This is a genomic window from Denitraticella aggregata, from assembly GCF_048158365.1.
Classification (GTDB): domain Bacteria; phylum Pseudomonadota; class Gammaproteobacteria; order Burkholderiales; family Rhodocyclaceae; genus Azoarcus_F.
The window spans coordinates 425794-450194 of sequence record NZ_JBLLNL010000001.1 but is presented as its reverse complement, the minus strand read 5'-3'; the positions used below and the strand labels follow the sequence as shown (position 1 = coordinate 450194).

The window sequence follows — 24401 nt, the reverse complement described above, 5'->3', positions numbered from 1 at the left end:
CTCAGACCAGGCGCCATGCCACGGCCTCGCCGGCACCCAGCGGCACCAGCGGGTCGTCCGGCAGGTACGCGTATTCGGCGGGCACGGTCCAGGACGACTTTTCGAGCGTGATCCTGTCCGGGTTCGGCGGCAGGCGATAGAAGGCGGGCCCATTCAGGCTGGCGAACGACTCCAGCCTGTCGAGCGCTTCCGCACGATCGAACACCTCGGCATAAAGCTCTATGCCGACATGAGCTGTATAGCAGCCCGCACATCCGCACGCGTTCTCCTTTGCGCCACGCGAATGGGGCGCCGAATCGGTCCCGAGAAAGAACTTGGGATCTCCCGACGTGACCGCGGCCACCAGCGCCCGGCGGTGCGTCTCGCGTTTGAGCACCGGCAGGCAATAGTGATGCGGACGGATGCCACCCGCGAAGATCGCGTTGCGATTGAGCAGCAGATGATGGGCGGTGACGGTGGCCGCCACGTTCGCACCGCTGTGCTCGACGAAGCGCACCGCCGCCTCGGTGGTGATGTGCTCGAACACGATGCGCAGTTCCGGAAAACGCTGAGCCAGCGGTGCGAGCACCTGCTCGATGAACACCTGCTCGCGATCGAACACATCCACGTCCGGATGGGTCACTTCGCCATGAACGCACAACACCATGCCGCGCGACTGCATGCGCTCAAGCACTGGATAAATCTTTTCGATCCCGGTCACGCCCGCGTCCGAGTTGGTGGTGGCGCCCGCCGGATAAAGCTTCGCGGCAAGGACCGCCCCGCTGTCGGCAGCCCGGTCGATCTCGTCGGGCGACATGTTGTCGGTGAGATAGAGCGTCATCAGCGGCTCGAAGCGCGTGCCGGGCGGCACCGCAGCCAGGATGCGCCGACGATAGGCAAGCGCCTGCTCGGTCGTCGTCACCGGCGGGCGCAGGTTCGGCATGATGATCGCGCGTCCGAAACGCCGCGCGGTGTGCGGCACGACTGCGGCCAGCGCAGCGTCGTCGCGCACGTGAAGGTGCCAGTCGTCGGGTCGAATGAGGCTGATGGTGTGCATGTGCCAACGGAATCCGATCGGAACTTGATTATAGGCGTGCTTCAGTCGCCCTTGAGCTCGAGTGCGCGCGCATACAGCGCATTCTTGGGCCGGCCGCTGATCTCGGCCGCCAGTCGGGCGGCACGCTTCAGCGGCATCTCTGCCAGCAGCAGACGCAAGATCCTTTCCGCGCCCGCGTCGATACCTTCGGCCTGCGGCGCGCGCGCGACGATCAGCACGAACTCGCCCCGCGCGCGATTCGGATCCTGTGCGAGCCACGCACACGCGTCGCCGATGGGAAGCCGCACGATCTGCTCGAAGAGCTTGGTCAGTTCGCGCGCGATCACCAGTTCACGCTGCGGCTCCAGTTCGGCGGCGAGATCCGCCAGACACTCGCTGATACGGTGCGGCGACTCATACAGGATCAGCGGCACCGACAGGTCCCGGTAAAGCGCAATAGCAGCCCGTCGGGCCGCCGACTTGACCGGCAGGAAACCACCGAAATGAAATCCGCTGTCGGTGAAGCCGGCGACCGACAGGGCCGCGACCGCCGCACAGGCGCCCGGGACCGGAACCACCGGCAGTCCCGCCATTCGCACCCGCGCCACCGCACGCGCACCCGGGTCGGAGATGCCCGGCGTACCCGCATCGGAGATCAGCGCGACATGACGCCCCTCCTCAAGGATGCGTATCAAGTGGGCCGCAACGGTCTGCTCGTTGTGTTCATGCATGGCGATCATGCGGGTCCCGATGCCGTAGGCATCGAGCAGGCGCTGGCTGTGGCGGGTATCCTCGGCGGCGATCACATCCACGAACGCCAGCACCTCGCGCGCGCGCAAGCTGATGTCCTTGAGGTTACCGAGCGGCGTCGCCACCACATACAATGACGGTGTACTGGAGAGCGGAGAGGAGTCCTGGGACATGAAACGCGCCGATCAGCATGGAAACGGTCCGATTGTCGGTCCCGCGCGCACCGCGGCGCAAGTGCGCGGTGACGCCGCGGAAGCCCGGGCATGCGAATTCCTGTCGGCACGCGGCCTGCGGCGGCTGGCGCAGAACGTGCGCTGTCGCGGCGGCGAGATCGACCTGATCTGTCTCGATCGCGACGTGCTGGTGTTCGTCGAGGTGCGGCGGCGCGCCAGCGCGCGTTTCGGTGGCGCGGCCGAAAGCATCACGATGGCCAAGCGCCAACGCATCATCCTGGCCGCACGCTGGTGGCTGAACGGGGCGGGGCGACGACATGCGAATCGCGCGTGCCGCTTCGACGCGCTGCTCTTCGACGGCCCCGATGTCGAGAAGCCGGACTGGATCCGGCATGCCTTCGAACTCGACTGAACGACTGTGCGTGCTAGACTTTGCGCCTCTACAACCCGGTTCCCGAGACAGCACGCATGGACCTGATTCAACGCATCACCCGCCAGTTTGACGACAGCGCCCGCAGCAAACTCGATGCGCGCGATCTGCTCGCGGCGCCGATCGCCGGTGCGGTCGAAGTCATGACCACCTGTCTGCTCGGCAACGGCAAGATCCTCGCCTGCGGCAACGGCGGTTCGGCCGCCGACGCGCAGCATTTCGCCGCCGAACTGGTCAACCGCTTCGAAATGGAGCGCCCGCCGCTTGCGGCGATCGCGTTGACCACCGACTCCTCCACGCTGACCTCGATCGCGAACGACTATGACTTCGTCGAGGTCTTCTCCAAGCAGGTCCGCGCGCTAGGTCAGGCCGGGGACGTGCTGCTCGCGATCTCGACCAGCGGCAATTCACCCAACGTCATCGCCGCGATCGAAGCCGCCCATGAGCGCGACATGCGGGTCGTCGCTCTCACCGGCAGAGGTGGCGGCACCATCACCGACCGCCTGCAAGACAGTGACATCCACATCTGCGTACCTGCAGATCGGACCGCGCGCATCCAGGAAGTGCATCTGGTCACGCTGCACTGCCTGTGCGACGGCATAGACTGTTTGTTACTCGGAGTCGAAGAATGACCAATCCCAATCCCCCCACCCGTCCACTTTCGATCGCGCGCCGGCGCCTGATGCTGGCGGCTGCAGCTCTGGCCGTATTGCCCGCCATACAGGGCTGTGTCCCGGTCGCGGTGACCGGTGCGGCGGTCGGTGCTGCCGCGGTCATGGGCGACCGCCGTACCTCGGGAGCCTATCTCGAGGACGAGGCAATCGAGTGGAAGACGCGGTCCCAGCTGAGCAGTCGCTTCGGCAACATGATCAACGTCAGCGTGACGTCGTACAACCGCAACGTGCTGCTGACCGGGCAGGTTCCGGATGAAGCGACCCGGGCCGAAGCAGGGCGTATCGCGGCAGGCATCGACAACGTCCGCGGCGTGGTCAACGAGGTGGAAGTCGCGGGCTTGAGCTCGATGACCTCTCGCAGCAACGACGCATTGATCACGTCTCGCGTCAAGGCACGCTTCGTGGACGATTCGAGCTTCTCGGCCAATCACGTCAAGGTCGTGACCGAGACGGGCACGGTTTTCCTGATGGGCATCGTGACGCGACGCGAGGCGGACGCGGCCACCGAGGTGGCGCGCACCACCAGTGGCGTGCAGAAGGTGGTACGGGTTTTCGAGTACATCTCGGATGCCGAGGCGGCGCAGCTGAGCGCGCAACCGGCAAGTTCCGGGAACTGATCCGGGTCGCGCGATCCGGCGCATGTTTCAGGTCCGCGTCGCCAGTGCGGCGAGCAGCTTTTCGTGTACGCCGCCGAATCCGCCATTGCTCATGACCAGCACGTGGTCGCCCGGGCGCGCCCAGGCCACCACGTCCGAAACCAGCTCGGCTAGGTCGTGGTATACGCGCGCCCGCGCACCCAGCGGCGCAAGTGCGCCGGCGACATCCCAGCCCAGCCCGTTCGCGTAGCAGAACGTCTGGTCCGCCAGCGCGAGGCTGTGCGGCAAGCGGTCCTTCATCACGCCCAATTTCATCGTGTTCGAGCGGGGTTCCAGCACCGCGGCGATCCGACCCTCGGGGCGGCTGCGTCGCAGCCCCTGCAGCGTGAGTTCGACCGCGGTCGGATGATGTGCGAAATCATCGATTACGGTCACATCGCCGATACGGCCGCGAACTTCCATCCTGCGACGAATCCCCGAGAAGCCAGCCAGGGCGGCAATCGCGACCGATGGCGGAATGCCGACATGGCGCGCGGCCGCAATGGCCGCGAGCGCATTGGCATGGTTGTGACGTCCGGGCAGGGCCATCGTCGCGCTACCAAGCGTCGACCCGGCCAGATCGAAACGGGTGCTCGACGCGTCGTCACCCGACGCCACGAACCACTCCGACACATCGTTGAACCATTCGATTTCCGACCAGCATCCCCTGTCCAGCACGCGCCGCAAGGCTTCCGATTCGGCATTGGCGACGATGCGCCCGGTGCGTGGCACGGTCCGCAGCAGGTGATGGAACTGGGTCTCGATCGCGGCGAGGTCGGCGAAGATGTCCGCATGGTCGAACTCGAGATTGTTCAGGATCACGGTGCGCGGCCGGTAATGAACGAACTTGGAACGTTTGTCGCAGAACGCGGTGTCGTATTCGTCGGCCTCGATGACGAAGAATGGCGAGTCGGTCAAGCGGGCCGACAGGCCGAAGTTACCCGGCACGCCGCCGACCAGGAACCCGGGATTCAGCCCCGCATGTTCGAGCATCCAGGCCAGCATCGAAGTCGTCGTGGTCTTGCCATGGGTCCCCGCCACCGCGAGCACCCATCGACCCTGCAGCACGTTCTCGGCCAGCCACTGCGGACCGGACGTATAGGGCAGCCCCTGATCCAGCACCGCCTCGAGCAGCGGGTTCCCGCGCGAGATCGCGTTACCGATGACGAACAGATCGGGCGCCAGATCGAGCTGAGCAGGATCGAAGCCCTCGATCAGCGCGATCCCCTGCTCGCGGAGCTGGGTACTCATCGGCGGGTAGACGTTCGCATCGCAGCCGGTGACGGTGTGCCCGGCAGCGCGCGCCAGCAGCGCGATCCCTCCCATGAAGGTTCCACAGATTCCGAGAAGGTGAATGTGCATCGAGACTCCAGGCGGTCCACAGCGTGTAAAATGGATGCCATTCTACATCGGCACACGACCATGACCTCCCGAGCCCATGCAGGCCGAGCCGGCACCCTGAGGCGTGAGATCGCCGCGCTCGCGGCACGCATGATGGCCGAGGACGGCATCAGCGACTTCGGCTTCGCGAAACGCAAGGCCGCGCGGCAACTCGGCGTGTCCCTGTCCGAAGCGCTGCCCAACAACGCCGAGATCGAAGCGGAACTGCGTGCCTGGCAGTCCCTCTATCAGGATGACGAGCAGGCCGAGCGCGTGCAGGAAATGCGTGTCGCAGCGGTCGAAGTGATGCACCTGCTCGAGGAATTCCGGCCTTACCTGACCGGCGGCGTGCTGGACGGCACCGCGGGGCGCTACTCGGAAGTGGACATCGAGCTCTACCCGGAAAGCGCAAAGGAGGTCGAGATATTCTTCCTCAACCAGGACCTGCATTACGAGCATCGGGAGCCCCGGCGGCCGGCACCGCAGGCGCCCGAAGCGGTTCTGAGTTTCGACTGGGGGGACGTGCCGATTCGTTTGTCGATCTACGAGGGCCGTGCCGAACGCAACGGCCGACGAGGCGGCGACCGCGCCCGACGCGCCGCGGTCGAGGCACTGCTCGACAGAAGCGAGAACCTGACCGAATGAAACGCGCCCTTCGAATCCTGATGATCCTGGTGGTCGCCGCGGCCACCGCGGTGGCCGGATATTTCACCAGCATGAGCATGCGAACCGGTGCAAGCGCGACACAGAGCTTTCCCGCCGGAGCCGAACAGAAGATTCTCGGGATCACGTTGCCCGACCTGGACGGCACGGACCAGGGCCTGGCGCAATGGCGCGGCAAGGTGCTGGTCGTCAATTTCTGGGCGACATGGTGCCCGCCGTGCATCAAGGAGATCCCGGAGTTTGCGTCGGTCAGTCGACGTTACGCGGATGCGCCGGTCCAGTTCGTCGGGATCAGCATCGACACCGCGGACAACGTCCGCGATTTCGCGGAGCGCTTCGAAGTCCCGTATCCACTGCTGATCGGATCGACGCAGACGCTGAGTCTGGCCGCCGACATCGGTAACAGTGCGCGCGCGTTGCCCTTCACCGTCATTCTCGACCGCAGCGGCAGCATCAACGAAGTGGTGCTCGGCACGCTGAGCGAAGCCGACCTGATCGAAAAGATTCAGGCCCTGCTCGGCAGTTGATTCGAGTCGCACGCATGCGTGACTGAACGCTGCCGGCAGGCTGCGGCATTGCTGCGCCTCTGGACAAAATGCGCCCATTTGCGGCAAACTTGCAGACATGACGCGCTCAAAAAACAAGAAATCCTCGACCACGCAGCCGCCCCCGCAAGCGCGGATTCTCGTTCTGCACGGACCGAACCTGAATCTGCTCGGGACGCGCGAACCTGAGATCTACGGTCATACGACCCTCGCCGACGTTCACGACGCGATGGAGGCGCGCGCGCGTGCGGACGGCATCCAGGTCGAGTCCTTCCAGAGCAATCACGAAGGCCAGTTGATCGATCGCGTCCAGGCCGCCGCGTCCGAGGGCGTGGGCTTCATCATCATCAATCCGGCCGGATACACACACACCAGCGTTGCCTTGCGCGACGCGCTCGCGGCGGTGAGCATCCCGTACGTCGAAGTGCATCTGTCCAACATCCACGCGCGCGAGCCGTTCCGTCACCACTCCTATTTCTCGGATCGGGCGACTGGCGTCATCTGCGGACTCGGCGCCTACGGCTACATGGCCGCACTCGAGTTCGCACTCACGCGACTTCGCGAGAACTGAAAACCACCCGGGGCCGCCGGCTCGGCGCGCCCTTTCCGGAGAGAATCATGGATTTGCGCAAGCTCAAGAAACTGATCGACCTCGTCCAGGAGTCGGGCATCTCCGAACTCGAGGTGACCGAAGGTGAGGAGAAAGTCCGCATCGCCAAATATCCACCGGCTTCGGCCATGCACTATCAGCTGCCCCCCCATTCCGCTCCGGTCGAGGCCGGCACCCTGTCGGAGAGCAACCCGGTCGCTGCGGCAGCAACGTCGGTCGACGCCCTGCCGGATGGACACGTGGTCAAATCACCGATGGTCGGTACCTTTTATCGCGCAGCCTCGCCCGGCGCTCAGCCCTTCGTCGACGTCGGTCAGAAGGTCACGGCGGGCGAACGGCTGTGTCTGATCGAAGCGATGAAGCTGATGAACGAGATCGAATCCGATGTCGATGGCACGATCAAGGCGGTCCTGGTGGAGAACGGACAGCCGGTCGAGTACGGTCAACCGCTCTTCGTCGTCGGCTGAAGCGCCCATGTTCGAAAAAATCCTCATTGCCAATCGCGGCGAGATCGCGTTACGGGTCCTGCGGGCCTGCCGCGAGCTGGGCATTCGCACCGTGGCGGTCCACTCCGAGGCGGACATCGAAGCCAAGTACGTGAAACTCGCCGACGAGTCGGTCTGCATCGGTCCGGCCTCGTCCACGCTGAGCTATCTGAACGTGCCCGCCATCATCTCTGCGGCCGAGGTGACGGATTCGGAGGCGATCCACCCCGGCTACGGTTTCCTGTCCGAGAACGCGGACTTCGCCGAGCGCGTCGAGCAGTCAGGCTTCGTGTTCATCGGCCCACGGCCTGAAACCATCCGGCTGATGGGTGACAAGGTCAGCGCCAAGGACGCGATGAAGGCCGCAGGCGTGCCATGCGTGCCCGGATCCGACGGCGCTTTGCCGAGCGACCCCAAGGAGATCGTGCGCATCGCACGCACAATCGGATACCCGGTCATCATCAAGGCCGCAGGCGGGGGTGGGGGCCGCGGCATGCGCGTGGTCCACACCGAGGCCGCCCTGCACAATGCGGTCGCGATGACGCAATCGGAGGCGCAGTCCGCTTTCGGCAATGCGACCGTCTACATGGAGAAGTACCTGGAGAATCCCCGGCACGTGGAGATCCAGGTGCTCGCGGACCAGTACGGCAACGCCGTGCATCTGGGCGAACGCGACTGCTCGATGCAGCGCCGTCATCAGAAGGTCATCGAAGAAGCGCCCGCGCCCGGCATCGATCGCAAGCAGATCGAAAAAGTCGGCGAACGCTGCGCCCAGGCCTGCCGGACCATCGGCTACCGCGGCGCCGGGACCTTCGAGTTCCTGTTCGAGAACGACGAATTCTATTTCATCGAGATGAACACCCGGGTCCAGGTCGAGCATCCGGTGACCGAACTGATCACCGGTGTGGACATCGTACAGGCGCAGATCAGGATCGCGGCCGGCGAGAAGCTCTGGTTCAAGCAGCGCGACGTCAGTTTTCGCGGCCACGCAGTCGAGTGCCGGATCAATGCCGAGGACCCCTTCAAATTCACCCCCTGCCCCGGCCGGATCACGAACTGGCACATGCCGGGAGGCCCGGGCATCCGGGTCGATTCGCATGTCTATAACGGCTACACCGTCCCGCCCTATTACGATTCGATGATCGGAAAGCTGATCGCCTATGGCGACACGCGCGATCAGGCGATCAGGCGCATGCGGATCGCGTTGTCCGAGATGGCGATCGACGGCATCAAGACCAACGTGCCGCTGCATCAGGAATTGATGCTCGACAGCCGCTTCCTCGAGGGCGGAACCAGCATCCACTATCTCGAGCACAAGCTGTCCGATCGCAACGAGCTCAAGCAGGACTGAACCCGGAGCGGACGCATGTGGATCTCGGTCACTCTCCAGGCAGAGGCCGACAAGGCAGAGGCCCTGTCAGACGCACTGATGGACACGGGCGCCCTGTCCGTGTCCATCGAGGACGCCGATGCAGGCACCGATGCCGAGAGACCGCAGTTCGGTGAGCCCGGTCATCATCCGGCCGGTCTGTGGGATCACAGTCGTGTCGTCGCGCTGTTCGACGCCGACGCCGACCTCACGACGGCGCTGACCCAGGCTGCCGCACAGTGCGGCTTCGCCGCCGTACCGCCGTTCTCGCTGGCCGAGGTGCCCGAGCAGAACTGGGTCCAGCTCACACAGAGTCAGTTCGACCCGATCCGGATCACCGAAAGGCTGTGGATCGTGCCGTCCTGGCATCAGGCGCCCGATCCGGACGCAATCAACATCGAACTCGATCCGGGCATGGCCTTCGGGACAGGTTCGCACCCGACCACCCGCCTGTGCCTCGAATGGCTGTGCGACACGGTTCGGCCCGGCATGTCGGTGCTCGACTACGGCTGCGGTTCCGGGATACTGGGTATCGCGGCAGCCAAACTGGGTGCCGACGATGTACTCGGCGTGGACATCGACGACAAGGCGATCGAGGCCGCACATTACAACGTCGAGCGCAACAATGTGCGGATGCGACTGCAGCACACCCGCACACCCGTCGAGACGCGCTTCGATGTCGTGGTCGCGAACATCCTGACCAACCCCTTGTGTGTGCTCGCACCGGTCCTGTCGGCGCGGATCGCGCCGACAGGACGGATCGCGCTGTCCGGCGTGCTCGCAGCCCAGGCGGACCAGGTGATCGAAGCCTATTCCGGATATGTCACACTACACGTGGGCGCCGAACATGAGGGCTGGGTTCGGCTCCAGGGCCGGTGCGATCCGGCCCCCTCCGGACCATGATGATCGCCCGCTGTCCGGCCTGCCAGACAGTGTTCCGCGCGCGATCGGAACAACTGCAGGCGCATGGCGGCATGGTGCGATGCGGACAGTGTTTCGCGCCTTTCAATGCGCTCGAGCACGTGATCGAGGCCACGGTCTCAGCCGCTGGCGACGCGATACCGCTGCGGGCAGACGTGCAGACGTCCACGTCTGACGATCCCCTGCTGGTGCGCGCTCTCGACCGTGCGAACGAAGAAGCGTCCATCGATTCGGGGACACCAGACTCGCCCGGCGGGGACACTACAGACCGGAATGACCTGTCGGTCCACGATCTCAGCGACGACGCGCTGGAGTACGAGCCAGTGCGTGCGGACGATGCCTGGCGTGCAGACGCTCGAGCCGCTCAGCCTCGACCGGTCTTCGAACCACTGGGGGAAGGACTCGACTTCGAGTTTCCCGCCCCGTATTCGCCGCGGAAGCGGTACAGCGCCGCATCCGACGATGATGCGGACAATCCCGAGCACGCACCTCCTGAAGCACTGCGCTCCGATGGATCTCCCGCCCGGGCGCGAGCAGACCTCGGGGTCGGTCTACCGCCGTCGCGGGGCGATACACCCGAGCCTGAGGCCAGTGGTGCAGGGTTCGATCGGGGTGACGCGTGGTCCGACGTGGGGGTCGAGGACACGCCGGAACACGACGTCGACGCCAAAGCCGCGACGACGGACACCTCCGCGCGACAGGCACAGGCCGCCAACCATGCCGGCGTGGACGACGGAGCGGGCGCCCCGGATTACCAGCCGCCACCGGTCCGGCACCATCCGCGTGCAGCAGCTCATGTGAAGATAGACCGCCCTGACCGCGACTTCAGCCCTTACACAAAGCCGAAAGCGAGCGGCGTGGCACGCTGGATGACGGGTCTGCTGGTGGGCATTCTGATGGGCACGCTGGCGGCGCAGGCCGCCTATCTCTTCCGCATGGAAATCACCCGAAGCTGGCCCGAGTTGCGCCCGCTCTACCTCCGTGTGTGCGCCCAGCTCGGCTGCGACGTGCCCTTGCCCCAGGTCGCGAGCGCGATCCGGATCACGAGCTCGGATCTCGAATCCGACCCGGCCGATCCGTCCCGGATGGTCCTGAATGCGCGGGTGCTGAACCAGGCGGCCCACCCGCAGGCCTATCCACATCTCGAAATCACACTGACCGACGCGCGGGACCGCCCGGTCGTTCGCCGGGTGCTCGCACCGGACGAATGGGTAGGCACCGACAGGCCGGAGAATGGTTTCGGCGCCAGCAAAGAGATCGTCGTGCGGCTGCCCTTCGGCACGTCCGGGGTCGTCGACGCGACCGGTTACCGGGTCTACGCGTTCTTCCCGTGAACCCCGCGATCAGCGGGTCACTCGGGTCGTCGCACCGTCACCGAGCACACGCACCCGCTCACCCGGCCTGAAGCCCTCGCCACCGTCTTCCTGAACCACGGCGATGAGCCGCCCGGTCGGCATCCTGACTGTCACCTCGACACCACGACGGCGCGTGGCGCCCTCCTCGACCGCGGCACCTGCGACACCGCCCACCACCGCACCGAGTACGCTGGTGACGTACCGACCACTGCCTCCGCCCATGCCGCTACCGGCGATGCCGCCGACCGCCGCGCCCGCTGCCGGTCCAATCGGCGTCTTCGTGCCTTCGATCTGCACGTAACGCACTGCTTCGACCGTGCCGTACTGAACGTCTATGACCCTTCGGGCTTCGGCGCGAGAGTACGTGTCGCCCCCCAGTCCGGACGCACATCCGCCCAACCCGAGCGCGCCGACCGCCGCCGTCAGCACGAGCACACTTTTGAGTCCACGAATCATCACCACAATACCTCACCAAAAAACTGTTCGAAACGCTGCGCGATCGTATCGCGGTCGGGACGATGATTCTGCCCGCCACGGCTTGCGATCTTCAGCGCGCCCATCAAAGAGGCCAACCGACCGGTCCGCTGCCAATCGTAAGCATTTGCGATGCCGTACAACAGTCCGGCGCGATAGGCGTCACCGCACCCGGTCGGATCTTGGAGTGACTCCGCAGGCACGCACGGAATCTCGATACGGCGACCACCGGCATGAATATGGGAACCCTCTGCGCCCATCGTCACGATGAGCGCCTCGACCCGTTCGGCCAACTCCGCCAGCGTGCGCCCGGTCTTCTCGCAAAGCATTCTGGCCTCGTAATCATTGACAGTGCAGTATCGCGCCAGGTTCAGACAGGCCATCAGTTCGTCGCCACTGAACATCGGTAGACCCTGACCCGGATCGAATACGAAGGGAATGCCGCCGGCCGCGAACTGCTCGCAATGCGCCAGCATGCCGTCGCGCCCATCCGGGGACACGATGCCGAGACGGACTCCAGTGGCATCACCCACGCGGTTGTGGTGGGAGTAGTTCATCGCACCCGGGTGGAAGGCGGTGATCTGATTGTCGTCGAGGTCGGTGGTGATGAAGGCCTGCGCGGTGAAGCTGTCGGAGACCTGGCGCACGTGATCACGACGCAGGCCCAGCGCGTCCAGTCGATCCAGGTAAGGCTGGGCGTCCTGCCCGACGGTGGCCATGATCAGCGGGTCCGCGCCGAGCAGCTTGAGGTTGTAGGCGATGTTGCCGGCGCAGCCGCCGAACTCCCTGCGCATGTCCGGCACCATGAAGGCCACGTTCAGGATGTGAATCTGTTCGGGCAGGATGTGGTTCTTGAAGCGGTCATGAAAAACCATGATCGTGTCATAGGCAACCGAACCGCAGACGAGAATGGACATGCGCGCTCCCCGGTAAAGAAAGCCCGGATTATACGGCCGGCCGATCGGTCACCGGACCGTAATCCCGATGTCACGGCACTGAAACGGCTGATTTCGACAATGGGGCGACCCAACGCTACAGGACCTGCGTCATGCTCCAGCAAGCCCGACAAAGCTTCATCCGGCCCCAGCGCAAACTCCATACCGCGATCGCAACCTGCGAGACCGAGATCCTCGAGGCGCAAAAGCTGCGCTATCGGGTCTTCTCCGACGAGCTGGGCGCCCGCCTGCGAACCCGCATACCCGGCGTGGATCGCGACATCTACGATCCCTACTGCGAGCACCTGATCGTTCGTGACGAGGATCAGGGCCGCATCGTCGGAACCTACCGCATCCTGTCACCCGGCGCGGCACGCCGGGTCGGTGGCTACTATTCCGAGAACGAATTCGACCTGACCCGTTTGCACCATCTGAAGGACCGCATCGTCGAGATCGGACGCTCCTGCATCGATCCCGACTACCGCAACGGCGCGGTCATCGCGCTGCTGTGGTCGGGCCTCGCGCGCTACATGCGCGAGAATGGGTACGACTACCTGATCGGCTGCGCGTCGGTCACGATGGCCGACGGCGGCCGCACGGCGGCCAGTCTGTATAATCTGCTCAGGCGCGAACATCTGGGCCCACTGGAATACCGGGTCTTTCCGCGCAATCCGCTGCCACTGGACAGACTCCGCGGCGATCTGAATGTCGAGACGCCGCCGTTGCTCAAGGGCTACCTGCGCGCGGGGGCGTGGATTTGTGGAGAACCGGCCTGGGATCCGGACTTCAATACGGCGGACCTGGCTATCATGATGCCGATGAGCCGGCTGAACCAGAAGTACGCCAGACATTTCATGGGAAACCGGGACTGAGAAAGTGTTTGAACGCCACCGATGAGCTTGCACGTGCGCTGCCCGGGCGCGCGTGGCGCTATGTCCGGCTGGGAGTCCATGTCGTGGAGGGCGTGCTGACGGTCGCACTGATCTACCCGCTTAGCGACGGCGGCACGCATCAGCGAATCCGGCAACGCTGGTCCAAACGCCTGCTTGCGATTCTCGGCGTCAAGCTCGACGCGCGCGGGGCTGCCATTCAGCCGGGATGCATGCTGGTGGCCAACCATGTGTCCTGGCTGGACATCTTCGCGATCAATGCGCTGGTGCCGACCGCCTTCGTATCGAAATCGGAAGTTCGCGACTGGCCGCTGATCGGATGGCTGGCTGCCCGGAACGACACGGTATTCCTGCGCCGGGGCAGCCGCGGGCACGCGAAGATCATCAACGCGGAGATCGGCGCGCTGCTCGACGACGGACACAATGTCGGAATCTTCCCGGAGGGGACGACCACCGATGGCACGCATGTGCTGCGTTTCCACGCCGCGCTGCTTCAGCCGGCGATCGAATGCGGCCACCCGGTGCAGGCCATCGCGATCCGTTATCGGACACCGGACGATCGCTACTGCGCGGCACCGGCCTACGATGGCGACATAAGTCTTGGCCAATGCGTCGCGGCCATCATCCGCCAGCCCGGACTGATCGCCTGCCTCGATAGCCACACGCCTATGTCCACCCGAAACGGCCTCAGGCGACGGGAACTCGCAGTCGCGGCACGCGATGCGATCGCCGCCCATGTGGGCGCCTGACCCGATGCGCCGCTGCACAGCCGCGACTACGATTGAGCTCAGGCGTTGACCTGGAAGACCGCGCCGTCCTCGAGCCGTACTGCGGTCAGCTTGCCCCCCCAGACACAGCCGGAATCGAGCGCGATCAGTCCGTCCCGGCGGTAGTAACCCAGCGCGGACCAGTGGCCGCACACGATGGTCTGGCCGGACCACGCGGGCTGGGGCACCCGAAACCATGGCAATGTGCCGGGTGGAGCCTTGTCCGGCGGCCCCTTCGCGCGCATCGCCAGCCGCCCGTCGGGCGTGCAGAAGCGCATCCGCGTCAGCACATTCACGACAAAGCGCAACCTGTCCTGACCGCGCAGCGTGTCGGCCCAACGGTCGGGCTTGTCGCCCTGAAGGTGCAGCAGGAAAGCATGCGACGCCGGCCCGGTCAGCGCAGTCTCGACCTCGGCTGCAAGCGCAAGCGTCTGCGCGACCGACCAGTTCGGCAATACGCCGGCATGGACCATCAGGAAGCCGTTCTCGGCATGCGCGAGCGGACGATGCGCAAGCCAGTCGAGAAGCTCGTCCCGATCGGGGGCTTCGAGTACGCGTGCGAGCGTGTCGTCCTTGCCACGACGGGAAAAGCCCGCCGCGACCATCAGCAAGTACAGGTCGTGATTGCCGAGAACGACGGTCGATGCGTCCGCAAGCTCGCGTGCGAGCCGCAGCACCTGCAGCGACTCGGGGCCGCGGTTGACGAGATCGCCGACCAGCCACAGCCGGTCGACGACCGGATCGAAGCGCAGCTTCTCCAGCAAACGCCCGAACTGCCGGTAGCAGCCCTGAATGTCACCGATTGCGTAAACCGCCATGCCGCTCAACCGTGCCCGTAATACTCCCGATACCAGGCGACGAAGCGCCCGACGCCGTCACTGACGCTGGTCGCCGGCGCGAAGCCGGTCCACGCATTGAGCTCGTCGGTGTCGGCAAAGGTGGCCGGCACATCGCCATCCTGGAGCGGCAGCATGTTCTTCTCGGCCTTGACACCCAGCGCATGCTCGATCGCCTCGATGAAGGCCATCAGTTCGACCGGGTTGTTGTTGCCGATGTTGAACACCCTGAAAGGCGCACTGCTTCGACCCGGATCCGGGCGATCGGAGTCGAAGCCCGGGTCGGACTCCGCGATACGGTCCAGCGTGCGGATGACGCCCTCGACGATGTCGTCGACATAGGTGAAATCACGTCGCATGCGGCCATGATTGAAGACGTCGATCGCACGCCCCTCCAGCATCGCGCGGGTGAACAGGAACAGCGCCATGTCCGGCCGCCCCCAAGGGCCATACACCGTGAAAAAGCGAAGGCCCGTGGTCGGCAGGTCGTAAAGATGGCTGTAGGTGTGCGCCATCAGTTCGTTGGCCTTCTTGGTCGCCGCATACATGCTGACCGGGTGGTCGACGCTGTCATGCTCCGAGAACGGCATGCGAGTGTTGCCCCCGTAGACGCTGGAACTGCTCGCATACACCAGATGCGCGACCTTGTTGTGGCGACAGCCCTCGAGCACGTTCATGAAGCCTACGACATTGCTGTCGATATAGGCATGCGGGTTCTCGAGCGAGTACCGCACGCCGGCCTGGGCGGCGAGGTGCACCACGCGGTCGAAGCGCTCCTCGGCGAACAGGCATTCCATTCCGGCGCGTTCGGCTACATCCATCCTGACGAAGCGGAACGCCGGGTGCGGCATCAGCCGCGCCAGCCGGTCTTGCTTGAGTTTCGGATCGTAATAGTCGTTCAGGTTGTCGAGTCCGACCACCTGGTCGCCACGCGCCAGCAGGACCTGGGCGACATGCATGCCGATGAATCCGGCGGCGCCGGTCACGAGAATTTTCATGATTTTTGGTCTGGGTGATAATCCACCGATTATCGCACAGCGGTCTGTCATCACCACATACGCGGGCCGGCAAAGCGCGGGACGCGCAGCGGCAGCCGCCCCCCTTTATACTGCAGCCCTGACTGAACCAGGCTCATCCATGCTGCTGCGCGTCGCCTACTCCCTCCTGTGGCTTTTGTTGCTCCCGCTGGTGTTGCCACGTCTGGCCTGGCGCGCGCGCAGGCAACCGGCTTATCTGCAGCATGTCGGCGAGCGATTCGGGCGCTACACTGACGCCGGTCCGGACCGGTCGGTGTGGATCCACGCCGTGTCGGTCGGGGAGACCCGTGCCGCCGAACCTCTGGTGCGAGCGATGCTGGCGCGTTACCCGGATCACTCCATCGTGCTGAGCCACATGACCCCGACCGGACGCGACACTTCGGCGACCCTTTTCGGCGACGAAGCGCGCGTGCGGACGGTCTATCTGCCCTACGACGCCGGGTTGCTGGTGGGGCGCTTCCTCGATCATTTTCGGCCGGTGATCGGCATCGTGATGGAGACCGAGCTGTGGCCGAATCTGCTGCTCGGCTGTCAGACCAGGGGGATTCCGGTTGTGCTCGCCAATGCGCGCCTGTCCGAACGCTCCGCGCGTCGCTATGCGCGCTGGCCGGCACTGACCCGCATGACCCTGGGCGCGATCTCGGCCTTCGGCGCGCAGACCGGCGACGATGCCGAGCGACTGCGCCGGCTCGGTGCGAACGCTCCGTCGGTGACCGGCAACATCAAGTTCGACATCAAGCCGCCGGAGGCGCTGCTCGTCCTCGGACGGGCGTTTCGCACGCGTTTCGGAGGACGACCGGTGGTGCTCGCGGCCAGCACGCGCGACGGCGAGGAGACGCTGATCCTCGATGCGTTCATACGCCAGGCACCCGCCTCGGTTCTGCTTGCGCTGGTGCCACGGCACCCGCAGCGCTTCGACGCGGTGGCGCAACTCGTGTGCGAGCGCGGTCTGACACTGCAGATGCGCAGCGACGGCACCCCGGTGGATGCGGACACCCGGGTCTGGCTCGGAGATTCGATGGGTGAGATGTTCGCTTACTACGCCGGCGCCGATATCGCGCTGATCGGCGGAAGCTGGCTGCCATTCGGCGGACAGAATCTGATCGAAGCCTGCGCGGTTGGCACGCCGGTGATCATCGGCCCACACACGTTCAATTTTTCGCTGGTCGCGGACCAGGCCGTTGACTGCGGCGCGGCGCTACGCTCGCCAGACGCGGACGACGCGATCCGGGTGGCGCTCGACCTGCTCGCACACCCGGACGTACGCGACCGCTGCGGGAGCGCAGGCCAGACGTTCGCGGCCGCTCACCGGGGCGCGACCGCACGCACGATCGAGATCATAGAGGAACTGATGCCGCGTCGATCCGACCCGTGACAGTCATTCGCCGAGCAAGGCATTCACAGTTTGCAGATCGTCCTGGCCCAGCGTGCCGGCCGCGGCATTCAGGCGCAAGTGCGACAACACGGTGTTGTAGCGAGCGCTTGCGAGACTGAGCCGGGTCTCGGCCAGTTGGGTCAACGCATCGAGCACATCGATGTTGATCCGCACGCCGACCTCGTAGCCGAGGCGATTCGCCTCCACCGACGACAGCGACGACACCTCGGCGGCCTCAAGCGCCGCAATCTCAGCCAACCCACTGCTGACCCCGAGATACGCATCGCGAGCCGCGAACGCAGCGTTGCGCCGCGCATTCTCCAGATCGGAGTCGGCCTTGACCAACAGCGCGGCCGCCTCGCGCTCACGCGATGTAATCGCACCGCCCTCGAAAATAGGTAGCCTCAGCACCACGCCGACCCGGGTATCGCTGCTTCGATTGGTAGAGGATGACACCCCCCCCGACTGGCGATTCGGCCATCCCTGCGACGCGACCAGATCCAGGGTCGGATAATGTCCGGCACGGGTGCGCTCGACCTCACGTGTCGCGATCTCGCGCACGATCTGCTGCGTCTGCACGCCAAATGCGCCTGTTTGCGCAGCGGCCACCCACTCATCCGAACGGTTCGGCGACGGGGGATTAACGACGATGCCGCTGCGTAATCCCACCAGTTGATCAGGTTCCCGCCCGATGATCCGGGCCAGGTTGTGACGATTGAGTTCCAGCTCGCTCTCGGCCGCAATGACGCGGGCGACCGCAAGATCGTAACGCGACTGGGCCTCATACACGTCGGTGATCGTGACCGTGCCGACTTCGAAGCTGGTTTCGGCGATCTCGCGCTGCTCCTGCGCAGCGGTGCGCAGTTGTGTGACCGCATCGAGATTGTCCTGCGCATTGAGAACGTTGAAATAAGCCTCGGATACCCGCAGGATCAGGTCCTGATGCGCGAGACCGAACTGCACCCCGGACAGTTCGGTCTGCAATGCCCCCTGATCCGCGACGATCCAGTTCTGCCGCCGATAGATCGGCTGCCTGAGCTCCACACCGAAGTTGTCGGTGGTGAAGGTCTGGGAGCGCGCGCCGTCCGGGTCGAAACGATTGCGGGACACGTCGCCGACCGCCTCGATGTTCGGCAACAGGCCGGCCCGCCCCTGCACCGCGAACTCCCGCCCCGCCTCGAACTCGGCTCTCGCCGCGGCATATTGGGGGTCGTTCACGAGCGCGTCACGATAGACGTCGAGCAGATCCGAAGACCAAACCGTGGCGGAAAAGAGGCTGGCCACAGCGACTGCGAGCAAGCGCTTCATCGTGACTCCATTCAGTATTGCGGCATGCCGGGTTCGACCTGCACGGCCCAACCCGCCACGCCGCCCGACAGATTGATGACGCGGGGGAAGCCCTGATGCTCCAGGAACATGCCGACCTGCGCGCTACGTCCGCCGTGATGACAGATCACGACGATCTCTGCGTCCTGATCGAGCTCGCCAACACGCGCCGGAACGGTCGCCATCGGAATGTGCACCGACCCCGCGATGTGGCAGAGCTGGAACTCCCAGGGTTCGCGCACATCGAGCAGAACCGGCTTGCGGCGTGAATCGTCGGCCATCCAGGCCGAAAGTTCCAAGGGGCTGAGCTGCTTCATCGTGGATCCCGGATTTCAGAAACGGAAGTGTTCGGTCTGACGCGCATTCCTGAGCATCGGCACCAACGATTCGAAAATATCCTCGGCCTTGAAGCGACCCTCGCCCAGATGCGTGATCAATCGCGCCTTCATCACCGGCGCCTCGCCGACGAATGCGAACAGGCGTCCGCCTGGTTTGAGCTGCTCGAGCAGACTGCGCGGCACCATCGGCATGCCAGCCGATACGACGATGACGTCGTAGGGCCCCGAACCGGCCAGCCCGTCGGCGCCGTCCGCTTCGATCACGGTGGCGTTCTCGACGCCATAGCGATCGAGGTTGGCGCTGGCGAGATCGACCAGTCCCGGTTCGATCTCGAGGCTTCGGACCCATTCCGCCCGGGCCGCCAGCAGCGCCGCAAAGAAGCCGGATCCTGCACCGATCTCGAGTACCGAGTCCGAGCGCCCGATCTGCAGCGCCTGCAGGACCTTGCCCTCGATCACCGGTTTCAGCATGACCTGGCCGCAACCGATCGGGATCTCGACGTCGGCGAATGCGAGGTTCCGATAGGCTTCCGGCACGAACTCCTCGCGCCGGACCGTCATCAGGAGATCGAGCACATCCTGATCCAGCACCTCCCAGGTACGGATCTGCTGCTCGACCATGTTGAAACGGGCTTGTTCGAAATTCATTGTCGGCTTCCTGAAGGAATATGAGCGCACTCTAGCTGCTGGCCGTCCGAGACCGCGAGCTTTGTTTCAGCCCGATATTCTATCCCAGCTTGGCGGCTTTGCCGACGCGGATGATGCACTGCAAGAACCCCGACGCGTTCTGAGCTGCGGCCGGGCGAGGCGCACGGGAACGCGTGTTCCACGCGGCCGGCTCCGTTCAGCGCGACTGAAGAACGATCCGATCGTTGAGCGGCTGGACCGGTCTGCCGTTGTTGGCGTAGAGGCGTCTGAAGATTCCCAGTTGATCATCCGAAATCCGGACGGGCTCCTTCAGCACGACCCAGGTGACACCCTCCGAGCAAGGGGGCGTGGACAGCGAACCGAGATACAGATAATGCGCCTGACTGCCAGGCAACAAGGCCGCAATGTCGATCGTCGCCTGAGGCATGAAATAGGCACCCCGATCGAGAGGCAGGCTGTTCCACAGGGCCTGTATCACCGGATGAGGCGTGCCACCGCCATCGATCGAGATCGCCACGATGGCGTGACGCCCATCCGCATCGCGGTGATGCAGATGCAGGCCGAGTTCGTGCACCTGACCGTCGATGCGCATCTCCGATGGCGAATGAAACCGGATCCGTTCGAGTTCGAAACGCCGACCGCGAATGTCCGCGCCCAGGCCGGCCCCCACCATCACTTCCAGCGTCCTGCCGGTGTCGGTGACCATGAATCGCGTCTGACGATAGTCGAACGATACCGGCTCGAGATCGACCGCAATCCCATCGCGCAGATCGACGGGGGACTGGCGCATGCCGCTGTCGCACAAGGCCCAGTCCGGCCTCAGCCGGCCCCAGTGCGCGGGACCGGTCTCACCGTGGTAACTCCACTCGACCATCGGCGGCGTTGCGGCGGCCGCCGGCAATGGGACGCTCGGCGTCAGCCGCGACGGATCGGATGGCGCACGCGCGGATCGGGTCGCGGGCGCAGCCGCAGCCGGCCGGGCATCGACAGGTACTGCGGGCGTGCGAGCCGCCGGAGAAGGCGACGCGTCGCGCACCGGCGCGGGCTCGGCCTGCACCTGCGGCCTCGAAGGCGAAACCGGCCGACGCGCCGGATCGTCCGCGATCCGCTGCAGATCCGCAACCGAAGGCGGGCGGCAGATTTCGCGCCACAGACGCTCATCCACGGTATTGCTCGACACCAGCACCGGCTTCGGGTCCGCGATGCTCTCCTCGCGCACCACGATGTTTCGGGCGTCGAGATAGCGGCGGCGCACCGTGATGAAACTGCGATTGACGCAGTCGAAACGATTCAGCGCCTGAGCCGTCATGTAGCCCGCAGTCGCAGCTTCCGCCGGCATCAGCACCACCCGCGCCCAGGCCACGCGCGTGCCGGCGTCCGCCTGGATGATGCTGGCACGGTCGATCTGGACCTGACGGTTTCGGTCGCGCATCAGCGTCTCCCAGGAATCCTGGGCGGCGAGGTCGGTTGCGCCGGTCAGCAGGATGAGCATCGCCGCAGAAGCGAAGGTTTTCATGTGGGGCAAGGACTCGCAGCGTAATGCATCATCATCGGCCGGATTGTCGCCGATCTTTAGCGCCAACCGAAAAAGTCTTGCCGATCACGGCGCAGCGAGCTGGGGATGACTGCTGGCCCCTCGGCGACTCGGCCTGCTTGAAATACGCACGGCGCAGGAGTAGGCTCGAGGCTTCGTTAGGGGTGCCCGCCGTGCGTCGTACCGCGGGCTGAGAAATACCCTTGGAACCTGATCCGGCTCGCACCGGCGTAGGGAAACGCGATGTCCATCCCTGATTCCGTCGTCTTTCCACGCTTCGTCCGGGTACCGTCTTGCCGGTGCAGCCCCCGATTCGTGGAGATTCAGACTTGAAAGCCACCGTCCCCAATGTGTTGAGTATCGCCGGTGTAGACCCGTCGGGGGGCGCCGGCGTTCTTGCCGACGTCAAGACGTTCTCGGCCCTCGGCGCCTATGGCTGCGGTGTCGTGGCCGCCCTGACCGCGCAGAACACGCAGGCGGTCACCGGGGTCCACACCCCGCCGGTCGACTTCCTGCAGTTGCAGATCGACACACTGTTCTCGGACGTGCGTATCGACGCAGTGAAGCTCGGCATGCTCGGCACTGCCGACATCGTGCGCACCGTCGCCGACCGCCTGTCCCACTTCAAGGCGCGTCGCGTGGTCTGCGATCCGGTCATGGTCGCGAAGAGCGGCGACCATCTGCTGGCCAGGAGCGCGGTCGCGATGTTGCGGGAAGCCTTGTTGCCGGCGAGCTTCATGATCACCCCCAACCTGCCGGAGGCGGGCGTGCTGCTCGAATCGCGCGCCCCGGAGTCGGTCAAGGAGATGTACAGGACGGCCGAACGCCTGCGCGAAATGCTGCCGACCGCCAGCGAACGCTGGGTGCTGCTGAAGGGCGGACATCTGCCCGGCAACGAGCTGATGGACCTGCTCTTCGACGGCGACCGCATGATCGAACTGCCCGCACAGCGCATCGACACTCGCAACACCCACGGCACCGGTTGCACACTGTCATCGGCGATCGCCGCGTTGCTGCCGCAGCGCGCCGATGCGTTGCGTCCGGTCGAAGCGGCCGTGCGCGAAGCACGCGTCTACCTGCTACGCGCGATCGCCGCCTCGGCCGCGCTCGCCGTGGGCAGCGGCCACGGGCCGGTGCATCACTTCCACGCGCTATGGCGCACACACGATCAGATCTGACGATCATACGGACGACAGCACCGCATTATTCCGCGCACATCACCCGACCAAACGCCCCAGACCTTTCACGCTGGACCGCAAAACCCCGTCACCCCCTGCATGCCCCCGGCCTGCAAACCTCGAGAAACCCGGAGACCTCATGAACGCCAACGAAAAATTCATCGCCGCCGACGCCCATGTCGACGAAGCCGCAATCGCGCCGCTGCCGAACTCGCGCAAGATCTACGTCGAAGGCAGTCGCCCCGACATTCGCGTGCCGATGCGCGAGATCTCGCAATCCGACACCCCGGCATCGATGGGTGCCGAGCCCAATCCGCCGATCTACGTCTACGATTGTTCGGGCCCATACTCCGACCCGCAGGCCAGCATCGACGTTCGCTCGGGCCTGGCCGCGCTGCGCGCGGGGTGGATCGAGGAGCGTGGCGACACCGAGGTACAGGAGGGTCTGTCGTCAGAGTTCGGTCGCATGCGCGCCGCCGACCCGACGCTGGACGAGTTGCGTTTTCCCGGCCTGCATCGCCAACCACGCCGCGCCAAGCCCGGTATGAACGTCACGCAGATGCATTACGCACGGCGCGGCATCATCACCCCCGAGATGGAGTTCGTCGCCATTCGCGAGAATCTGCGCCGCATGGAATACGTCGAATCCTTGAAGAATGCGGGCCCGACCGGACAGAAGATGGCGGCGATGCTCACCCGCCAACACCCGGGTCAGAACTTTGGCGCATCGATCCCGGCCGAGATCACGCCGGAGTTCGTGCGTGACGAGATCGCCCGCGGCCGCGCCATCATCCCCAACAACATCAATCACCCCGAGTCCGAGCCGATGATCATCGGCCGCAACTTCCTGGTGAAGATCAACGCCAACATCGGCAACTCGGCGCTCGGCTCGTCGATCAGCGAGGAGGTCGACAAGATGACCTGGGCCATCCGCTGGGGCGGCGACACCGTGATGGACTTGTCCACCGGCAAGAACATCCACGAAACCCGCGAATGGATCATCCGCAACAGCCCGGTGCCGATCGGCACGGTGCCGATCTACCAGGCGCTGGAGAAGGTCGACGGCAGGGCGGAGGCGCTGACCTGGGAGATCTTCCGCGACACCCTGATCGAGCAGGCCGAGCAAGGCGTGGATTACTTCACCATCCACGCCGGCGTGCGCCTGCAATACGTGCCACTGACCGCCAACCGGCTCACCGGCATCGTGTCGCGCGGCGGCTCGATCATGGCCAAGTGGTGTCTCGCGCATCACAAGGAAAGCTTTCTGTACACGCGCTTCGAAGAGATCTGCGAAATCATGAAGGCCTATGACGTCGCGTTCAGCCTCGGCGACGGCCTGCGTCCGGGCAGCATCTATGACGCCAACGACGAGGCGCAGCTGGGCGAGCTGAAGACCCTGGGTGAGCTCACCGACATCGCGTGGAAGCACGACGTGCAGGTGATGATCGAAGGCCCGGGCCACGTGCCGATGCAGTTGATCAAGGAGAACATGGACCTGCAGCTCGAGCACTGCAAGGAGGCCCCCTTCTACACGCTGGGCCCGCTGACCACCGACATCGCACCCGGCTACGACCACATCACCAGCGGCATCGGGGCGGCGCAGATCGGCTGGTACGGCACCGCGATGCTCTGCTATGTCACGCCGAAAGAGCACCTCGGCCTCCCCAACAAGGACGACGTCAAGGTCGGCATCATCACCTACAAGCTCGCCGCCCACGCCGCCGACCTGGCCAAGGGGCATCCCGGCGCACAGATCCGCGACAACGCGCTGTCCAAGGCGCGTTTCGAATTCCGCTGGGACGACCAGTTCAACCTGGGCCTCGATCCGGACAAGGCACGCGAGTTCCACGACGAGACCCTGCCCAAGGATTCGGCCAAGGTCGCGCACTTCTGCTCGATGTGCGGCCCGCACTTTTGCAGCATGAAGATCACGCAGGACGTGCGCGACTATGCGGCGAAACAGGGGATCGACGAGGCCGAAGCACTCAGGAAGGGTATGGAGGAGAAGGCGGTCGAGTTCGTCAAGGGCGGCGCCGAGGTGTATCGAAAGGCCTGAGG

Annotated in this window: 26 protein-coding genes and 1 riboswitch; of the genes, 15 read left to right on the top strand and 11 right to left on the bottom strand. The window is 65.0% G+C overall.

Annotated features, from left to right (window positions below; all coding sequences use genetic code 11):
- Window position 1: 1 nt before the first annotated feature.
- Window positions 2–1036, bottom strand: coding sequence for a dihydroorotase (gene pyrC, locus ACKVEX_RS02160; RefSeq protein ID WP_473214036.1), 1035 nt, complete (start codon window positions 1034–1036; stop codon window positions 2–4).
- 41 nt (window positions 1037–1077) lie between these two features.
- Window positions 1078–1938: a 16S rRNA (cytidine(1402)-2'-O)-methyltransferase gene (gene rsmI, locus ACKVEX_RS02155; protein WP_473214035.1), complete on the bottom strand. Its 861-nt coding sequence runs from the start codon at window positions 1936–1938 to the stop codon at window positions 1078–1080.
- Between rsmI and ACKVEX_RS02150 the strand changes: the two genes are divergently transcribed.
- The 3 genes from ACKVEX_RS02150 to ACKVEX_RS02140 are packed head-to-tail and all read left to right on the top strand — an operon-like array spanning window position 1937 to window position 3659.
- Window positions 1937–2350, top strand: coding sequence for a YraN family protein (locus ACKVEX_RS02150; protein WP_473214034.1), 414 nt, complete (start codon window positions 1937–1939; stop codon window positions 2348–2350). The genes rsmI and ACKVEX_RS02150 overlap by 2 nt on opposite strands.
- Window positions 2351–2406: 56 nt before the next feature.
- Window positions 2407–3000 carry a phosphoheptose isomerase gene (locus ACKVEX_RS02145; RefSeq protein WP_473214033.1) on the top strand — a complete coding sequence of 198 codons (594 nt, stop codon included), beginning with the start codon at window positions 2407–2409 and terminating at the stop codon, window positions 2998–3000.
- Entirely contained in the window at window positions 2997–3659 is a 663-nt protein-coding gene (locus ACKVEX_RS02140) for a BON domain-containing protein (protein ID WP_473214032.1), read from the top strand. The genes ACKVEX_RS02145 and ACKVEX_RS02140 overlap by 4 nt, the downstream gene beginning before the upstream one ends.
- 27 nt (window positions 3660–3686) lie before the next feature.
- On the opposite strand, the gene mpl is transcribed toward ACKVEX_RS02140, so the two are convergent.
- Window positions 3687–5039 carry a UDP-N-acetylmuramate:L-alanyl-gamma-D-glutamyl-meso-diaminopimelate ligase gene (gene mpl, locus ACKVEX_RS02135; RefSeq protein WP_473214031.1) on the bottom strand — a complete coding sequence of 451 codons (1353 nt, stop codon included), beginning with the start codon at window positions 5037–5039 and terminating at the stop codon, window positions 3687–3689.
- Between the two features lie 60 nt (window positions 5040–5099).
- Between mpl and ACKVEX_RS02130 the strand changes: the two genes are divergently transcribed.
- The 7 genes from ACKVEX_RS02130 (at window position 5100) to ACKVEX_RS02100 (ending at window position 10984) form a co-directional block, all read left to right on the top strand.
- On the top strand, window positions 5100–5702 hold the full coding sequence (locus tag ACKVEX_RS02130) for a hypothetical protein (RefSeq protein ID WP_473214030.1): 603 nt from the start codon (window positions 5100–5102) through the stop codon (window positions 5700–5702).
- Window positions 5699–6247, top strand: a complete 549-nt coding sequence (locus ACKVEX_RS02125; RefSeq protein WP_473214029.1) for a TlpA family protein disulfide reductase — start codon at window positions 5699–5701, stop codon at window positions 6245–6247. The genes ACKVEX_RS02130 and ACKVEX_RS02125 overlap by 4 nt, the downstream gene beginning before the upstream one ends.
- Before the next feature lie 97 nt (window positions 6248–6344).
- On the top strand, window positions 6345–6836 hold the full coding sequence (gene aroQ, locus ACKVEX_RS02120; RefSeq protein WP_473214028.1) for a type II 3-dehydroquinate dehydratase: 492 nt from the start codon (window positions 6345–6347) through the stop codon (window positions 6834–6836).
- 47 nt (window positions 6837–6883) lie between these two features.
- A complete protein-coding gene (accB, locus tag ACKVEX_RS02115; protein WP_473214027.1) occupies window positions 6884–7342 on the top strand; it encodes an acetyl-CoA carboxylase biotin carboxyl carrier protein in 459 nt (152 codons plus the stop codon).
- Window positions 7343–7349: 7 nt separating this feature from the next.
- On the top strand, window positions 7350–8711 hold the full coding sequence (gene accC, locus ACKVEX_RS02110; protein ID WP_473214026.1) for an acetyl-CoA carboxylase biotin carboxylase subunit: 1362 nt from the start codon (window positions 7350–7352) through the stop codon (window positions 8709–8711).
- Window positions 8712–8726: 15 nt separating this feature from the next.
- Window positions 8727–9632 carry a 50S ribosomal protein L11 methyltransferase gene (gene prmA, locus ACKVEX_RS02105; protein WP_473214025.1) on the top strand — a complete coding sequence of 302 codons (906 nt, stop codon included), beginning with the start codon at window positions 8727–8729 and terminating at the stop codon, window positions 9630–9632.
- Window positions 9629–10984, top strand: a complete 1356-nt coding sequence (locus tag ACKVEX_RS02100) for a DUF3426 domain-containing protein (protein ID WP_473214024.1) — start codon at window positions 9629–9631, stop codon at window positions 10982–10984. The genes prmA and ACKVEX_RS02100 overlap by 4 nt, the downstream gene beginning before the upstream one ends.
- A 9-nt stretch (window positions 10985–10993) precedes the next feature.
- Here ACKVEX_RS02100 and ACKVEX_RS02095 read toward each other — a convergent pair whose 3' ends face one another.
- Window positions 10994–11461, bottom strand: coding sequence for an outer membrane lipoprotein (locus tag ACKVEX_RS02095; protein WP_473214023.1), 468 nt, complete (start codon window positions 11459–11461; stop codon window positions 10994–10996).
- On the bottom strand, window positions 11461–12396 hold the full coding sequence (locus ACKVEX_RS02090; RefSeq protein WP_473214022.1) for a carbohydrate kinase family protein: 936 nt from the start codon (window positions 12394–12396) through the stop codon (window positions 11461–11463). The genes ACKVEX_RS02095 and ACKVEX_RS02090 overlap by 1 nt, the downstream gene beginning before the upstream one ends.
- A gap of 131 nt (window positions 12397–12527) precedes the next feature.
- Here ACKVEX_RS02090 and ACKVEX_RS02085 point away from each other — a divergent pair, with 131 nt between their 5' ends.
- Entirely contained in the window at window positions 12528–13286 is a 759-nt protein-coding gene (locus ACKVEX_RS02085; protein WP_473214021.1) for a GNAT family N-acetyltransferase, read from the top strand.
- Window positions 13287–13294: 8 nt separating this feature from the next.
- On the top strand, window positions 13295–14053 hold the full coding sequence (locus ACKVEX_RS02080; protein ID WP_473214020.1) for a lysophospholipid acyltransferase family protein: 759 nt from the start codon (window positions 13295–13297) through the stop codon (window positions 14051–14053).
- 38 nt (window positions 14054–14091) lie between these two features.
- Here the strand turns inward: ACKVEX_RS02080 and ACKVEX_RS02075 are convergent, their stop codons facing one another.
- Both ACKVEX_RS02075 and ACKVEX_RS02070 read right to left on the bottom strand, forming a co-directional pair.
- Window positions 14092–14889 (bottom strand): symmetrical bis(5'-nucleosyl)-tetraphosphatase, encoded by a 798-nt coding sequence (locus ACKVEX_RS02075; RefSeq protein WP_473214019.1) that lies wholly within the window; start codon window positions 14887–14889, stop codon window positions 14092–14094.
- A 5-nt stretch (window positions 14890–14894) separates the two neighbouring features.
- On the bottom strand, window positions 14895–15905 hold the full coding sequence (locus ACKVEX_RS02070; RefSeq protein ID WP_473214018.1) for an NAD-dependent epimerase: 1011 nt from the start codon (window positions 15903–15905) through the stop codon (window positions 14895–14897).
- Window positions 15906–16044: 139 nt separating this feature from the next.
- On the opposite strand from ACKVEX_RS02070, the gene waaA reads away from it, so the two are divergent.
- Window positions 16045–17319 carry a lipid IV(A) 3-deoxy-D-manno-octulosonic acid transferase gene (gene waaA / locus ACKVEX_RS02065; protein WP_473214017.1) on the top strand — a complete coding sequence of 425 codons (1275 nt, stop codon included), beginning with the start codon at window positions 16045–16047 and terminating at the stop codon, window positions 17317–17319.
- Between the two features lie 3 nt (window positions 17320–17322).
- Here waaA and ACKVEX_RS02060 read toward each other — a convergent pair whose 3' ends face one another.
- The 4 genes from ACKVEX_RS02060 to ACKVEX_RS02045 all read right to left on the bottom strand — a co-directional run bounded on the left by ACKVEX_RS02060 (window position 17323) and on the right by ACKVEX_RS02045 (window position 21147).
- The gene (locus ACKVEX_RS02060) at window positions 17323–18627 is read right to left on the bottom strand and encodes a TolC family outer membrane protein (RefSeq protein ID WP_473214016.1); all 1305 of its coding nucleotides are present in this window, start codon (window positions 18625–18627) and stop codon (window positions 17323–17325) included.
- Window positions 18628–18638: 11 nt separating this feature from the next.
- The gene (locus tag ACKVEX_RS02055) at window positions 18639–18962 is read right to left on the bottom strand and encodes a rhodanese-like domain-containing protein (RefSeq protein ID WP_473214015.1); all 324 of its coding nucleotides are present in this window, start codon (window positions 18960–18962) and stop codon (window positions 18639–18641) included.
- Between the two features lie 15 nt (window positions 18963–18977).
- On the bottom strand, window positions 18978–19631 hold the full coding sequence (locus ACKVEX_RS02050; RefSeq protein ID WP_473214014.1) for a protein-L-isoaspartate O-methyltransferase family protein: 654 nt from the start codon (window positions 19629–19631) through the stop codon (window positions 18978–18980).
- A 196-nt stretch (window positions 19632–19827) separates the two neighbouring features.
- Window positions 19828–21147, bottom strand: a complete 1320-nt coding sequence (locus ACKVEX_RS02045) for a carbonic anhydrase (protein WP_473214013.1) — start codon at window positions 21145–21147, stop codon at window positions 19828–19830.
- Between the two features lie 168 nt (window positions 21148–21315).
- Window positions 21316–21419: riboswitch (TPP riboswitch) on the top strand.
- A gap of 75 nt (window positions 21420–21494) precedes the next feature.
- Between ACKVEX_RS02045 and thiD the strand changes: the two genes are divergently transcribed.
- Window positions 21495–22343, top strand: a complete 849-nt coding sequence (thiD, locus tag ACKVEX_RS02040) for a bifunctional hydroxymethylpyrimidine kinase/phosphomethylpyrimidine kinase (protein WP_473214012.1) — start codon at window positions 21495–21497, stop codon at window positions 22341–22343.
- A gap of 139 nt (window positions 22344–22482) precedes the next feature.
- A complete protein-coding gene (gene thiC, locus ACKVEX_RS02035) occupies window positions 22483–24399 on the top strand; it encodes a phosphomethylpyrimidine synthase ThiC (protein WP_473214011.1) in 1917 nt (638 codons plus the stop codon).
- The last annotated feature ends 2 nt before the right edge of the window (window positions 24400–24401 follow it).

Bases quoted from the DNA above. Each gene is read 5' to 3' on its own strand.
- mpl (WP_473214031.1), bottom strand. From the start codon at position 5,039: ATGCACATTCACCTTCTCGGAATCTGTGGAACCTTCATGGGAGGGATC.
- prmA (WP_473214025.1), top strand. From the start codon at position 8,727: ATGTGGATCTCGGTCACTCTCCAGGCAGAGGCCGACAAGGCAGAGGCC.
- accB (WP_473214027.1), top strand. From the start codon at position 6,884: ATGGATTTGCGCAAGCTCAAGAAACTGATCGACCTCGTCCAGGAGTCG.
- ACKVEX_RS02095 (WP_473214023.1), bottom strand. From the start codon at position 11,461: ATGATTCGTGGACTCAAAAGTGTGCTCGTGCTGACGGCGGCGGTCGGC.
- ACKVEX_RS02140 (WP_473214032.1), top strand. From the start codon at position 2,997: ATGACCAATCCCAATCCCCCCACCCGTCCACTTTCGATCGCGCGCCGG.
- ACKVEX_RS02045 (WP_473214013.1), bottom strand. From the start codon at position 21,147: ATGAAAACCTTCGCTTCTGCGGCGATGCTCATCCTGCTGACCGGCGCA.
- ACKVEX_RS02055 (WP_473214015.1), bottom strand. From the start codon at position 18,962: ATGAAGCAGCTCAGCCCCTTGGAACTTTCGGCCTGGATGGCCGACGAT.
- rsmI (WP_473214035.1), bottom strand. From the start codon at position 1,938: ATGTCCCAGGACTCCTCTCCGCTCTCCAGTACACCGTCATTGTATGTG.
- thiC (WP_473214011.1), top strand. From the start codon at position 22,483: ATGAACGCCAACGAAAAATTCATCGCCGCCGACGCCCATGTCGACGAA.
- ACKVEX_RS02090 (WP_473214022.1), bottom strand. From the start codon at position 12,396: ATGTCCATTCTCGTCTGCGGTTCGGTTGCCTATGACACGATCATGGTT.
- ACKVEX_RS02085 (WP_473214021.1), top strand. From the start codon at position 12,528: ATGCTCCAGCAAGCCCGACAAAGCTTCATCCGGCCCCAGCGCAAACTC.
- ACKVEX_RS02150 (WP_473214034.1), top strand. From the start codon at position 1,937: ATGAAACGCGCCGATCAGCATGGAAACGGTCCGATTGTCGGTCCCGCG.
- ACKVEX_RS02130 (WP_473214030.1), top strand. From the start codon at position 5,100: ATGACCTCCCGAGCCCATGCAGGCCGAGCCGGCACCCTGAGGCGTGAG.
- ACKVEX_RS02145 (WP_473214033.1), top strand. From the start codon at position 2,407: ATGGACCTGATTCAACGCATCACCCGCCAGTTTGACGACAGCGCCCGC.
- waaA (WP_473214017.1), top strand. From the start codon at position 16,045: ATGCTGCTGCGCGTCGCCTACTCCCTCCTGTGGCTTTTGTTGCTCCCG.
- ACKVEX_RS02125 (WP_473214029.1), top strand. From the start codon at position 5,699: ATGAAACGCGCCCTTCGAATCCTGATGATCCTGGTGGTCGCCGCGGCC.
- pyrC (WP_473214036.1), bottom strand. From the start codon at position 1,036: ATGCACACCATCAGCCTCATTCGACCCGACGACTGGCACCTTCACGTG.
- ACKVEX_RS02070 (WP_473214018.1), bottom strand. From the start codon at position 15,905: ATGAAAATTCTCGTGACCGGCGCCGCCGGATTCATCGGCATGCATGTC.
- ACKVEX_RS02060 (WP_473214016.1), bottom strand. From the start codon at position 18,627: ATGAAGCGCTTGCTCGCAGTCGCTGTGGCCAGCCTCTTTTCCGCCACG.
- aroQ (WP_473214028.1), top strand. From the start codon at position 6,345: ATGACGCGCTCAAAAAACAAGAAATCCTCGACCACGCAGCCGCCCCCG.
- accC (WP_473214026.1), top strand. From the start codon at position 7,350: ATGTTCGAAAAAATCCTCATTGCCAATCGCGGCGAGATCGCGTTACGG.
- ACKVEX_RS02100 (WP_473214024.1), top strand. From the start codon at position 9,629: ATGATGATCGCCCGCTGTCCGGCCTGCCAGACAGTGTTCCGCGCGCGA.
- ACKVEX_RS02050 (WP_473214014.1), bottom strand. From the start codon at position 19,631: ATGAATTTCGAACAAGCCCGTTTCAACATGGTCGAGCAGCAGATCCGT.
- ACKVEX_RS02075 (WP_473214019.1), bottom strand. From the start codon at position 14,889: ATGGCGGTTTACGCAATCGGTGACATTCAGGGCTGCTACCGGCAGTTC.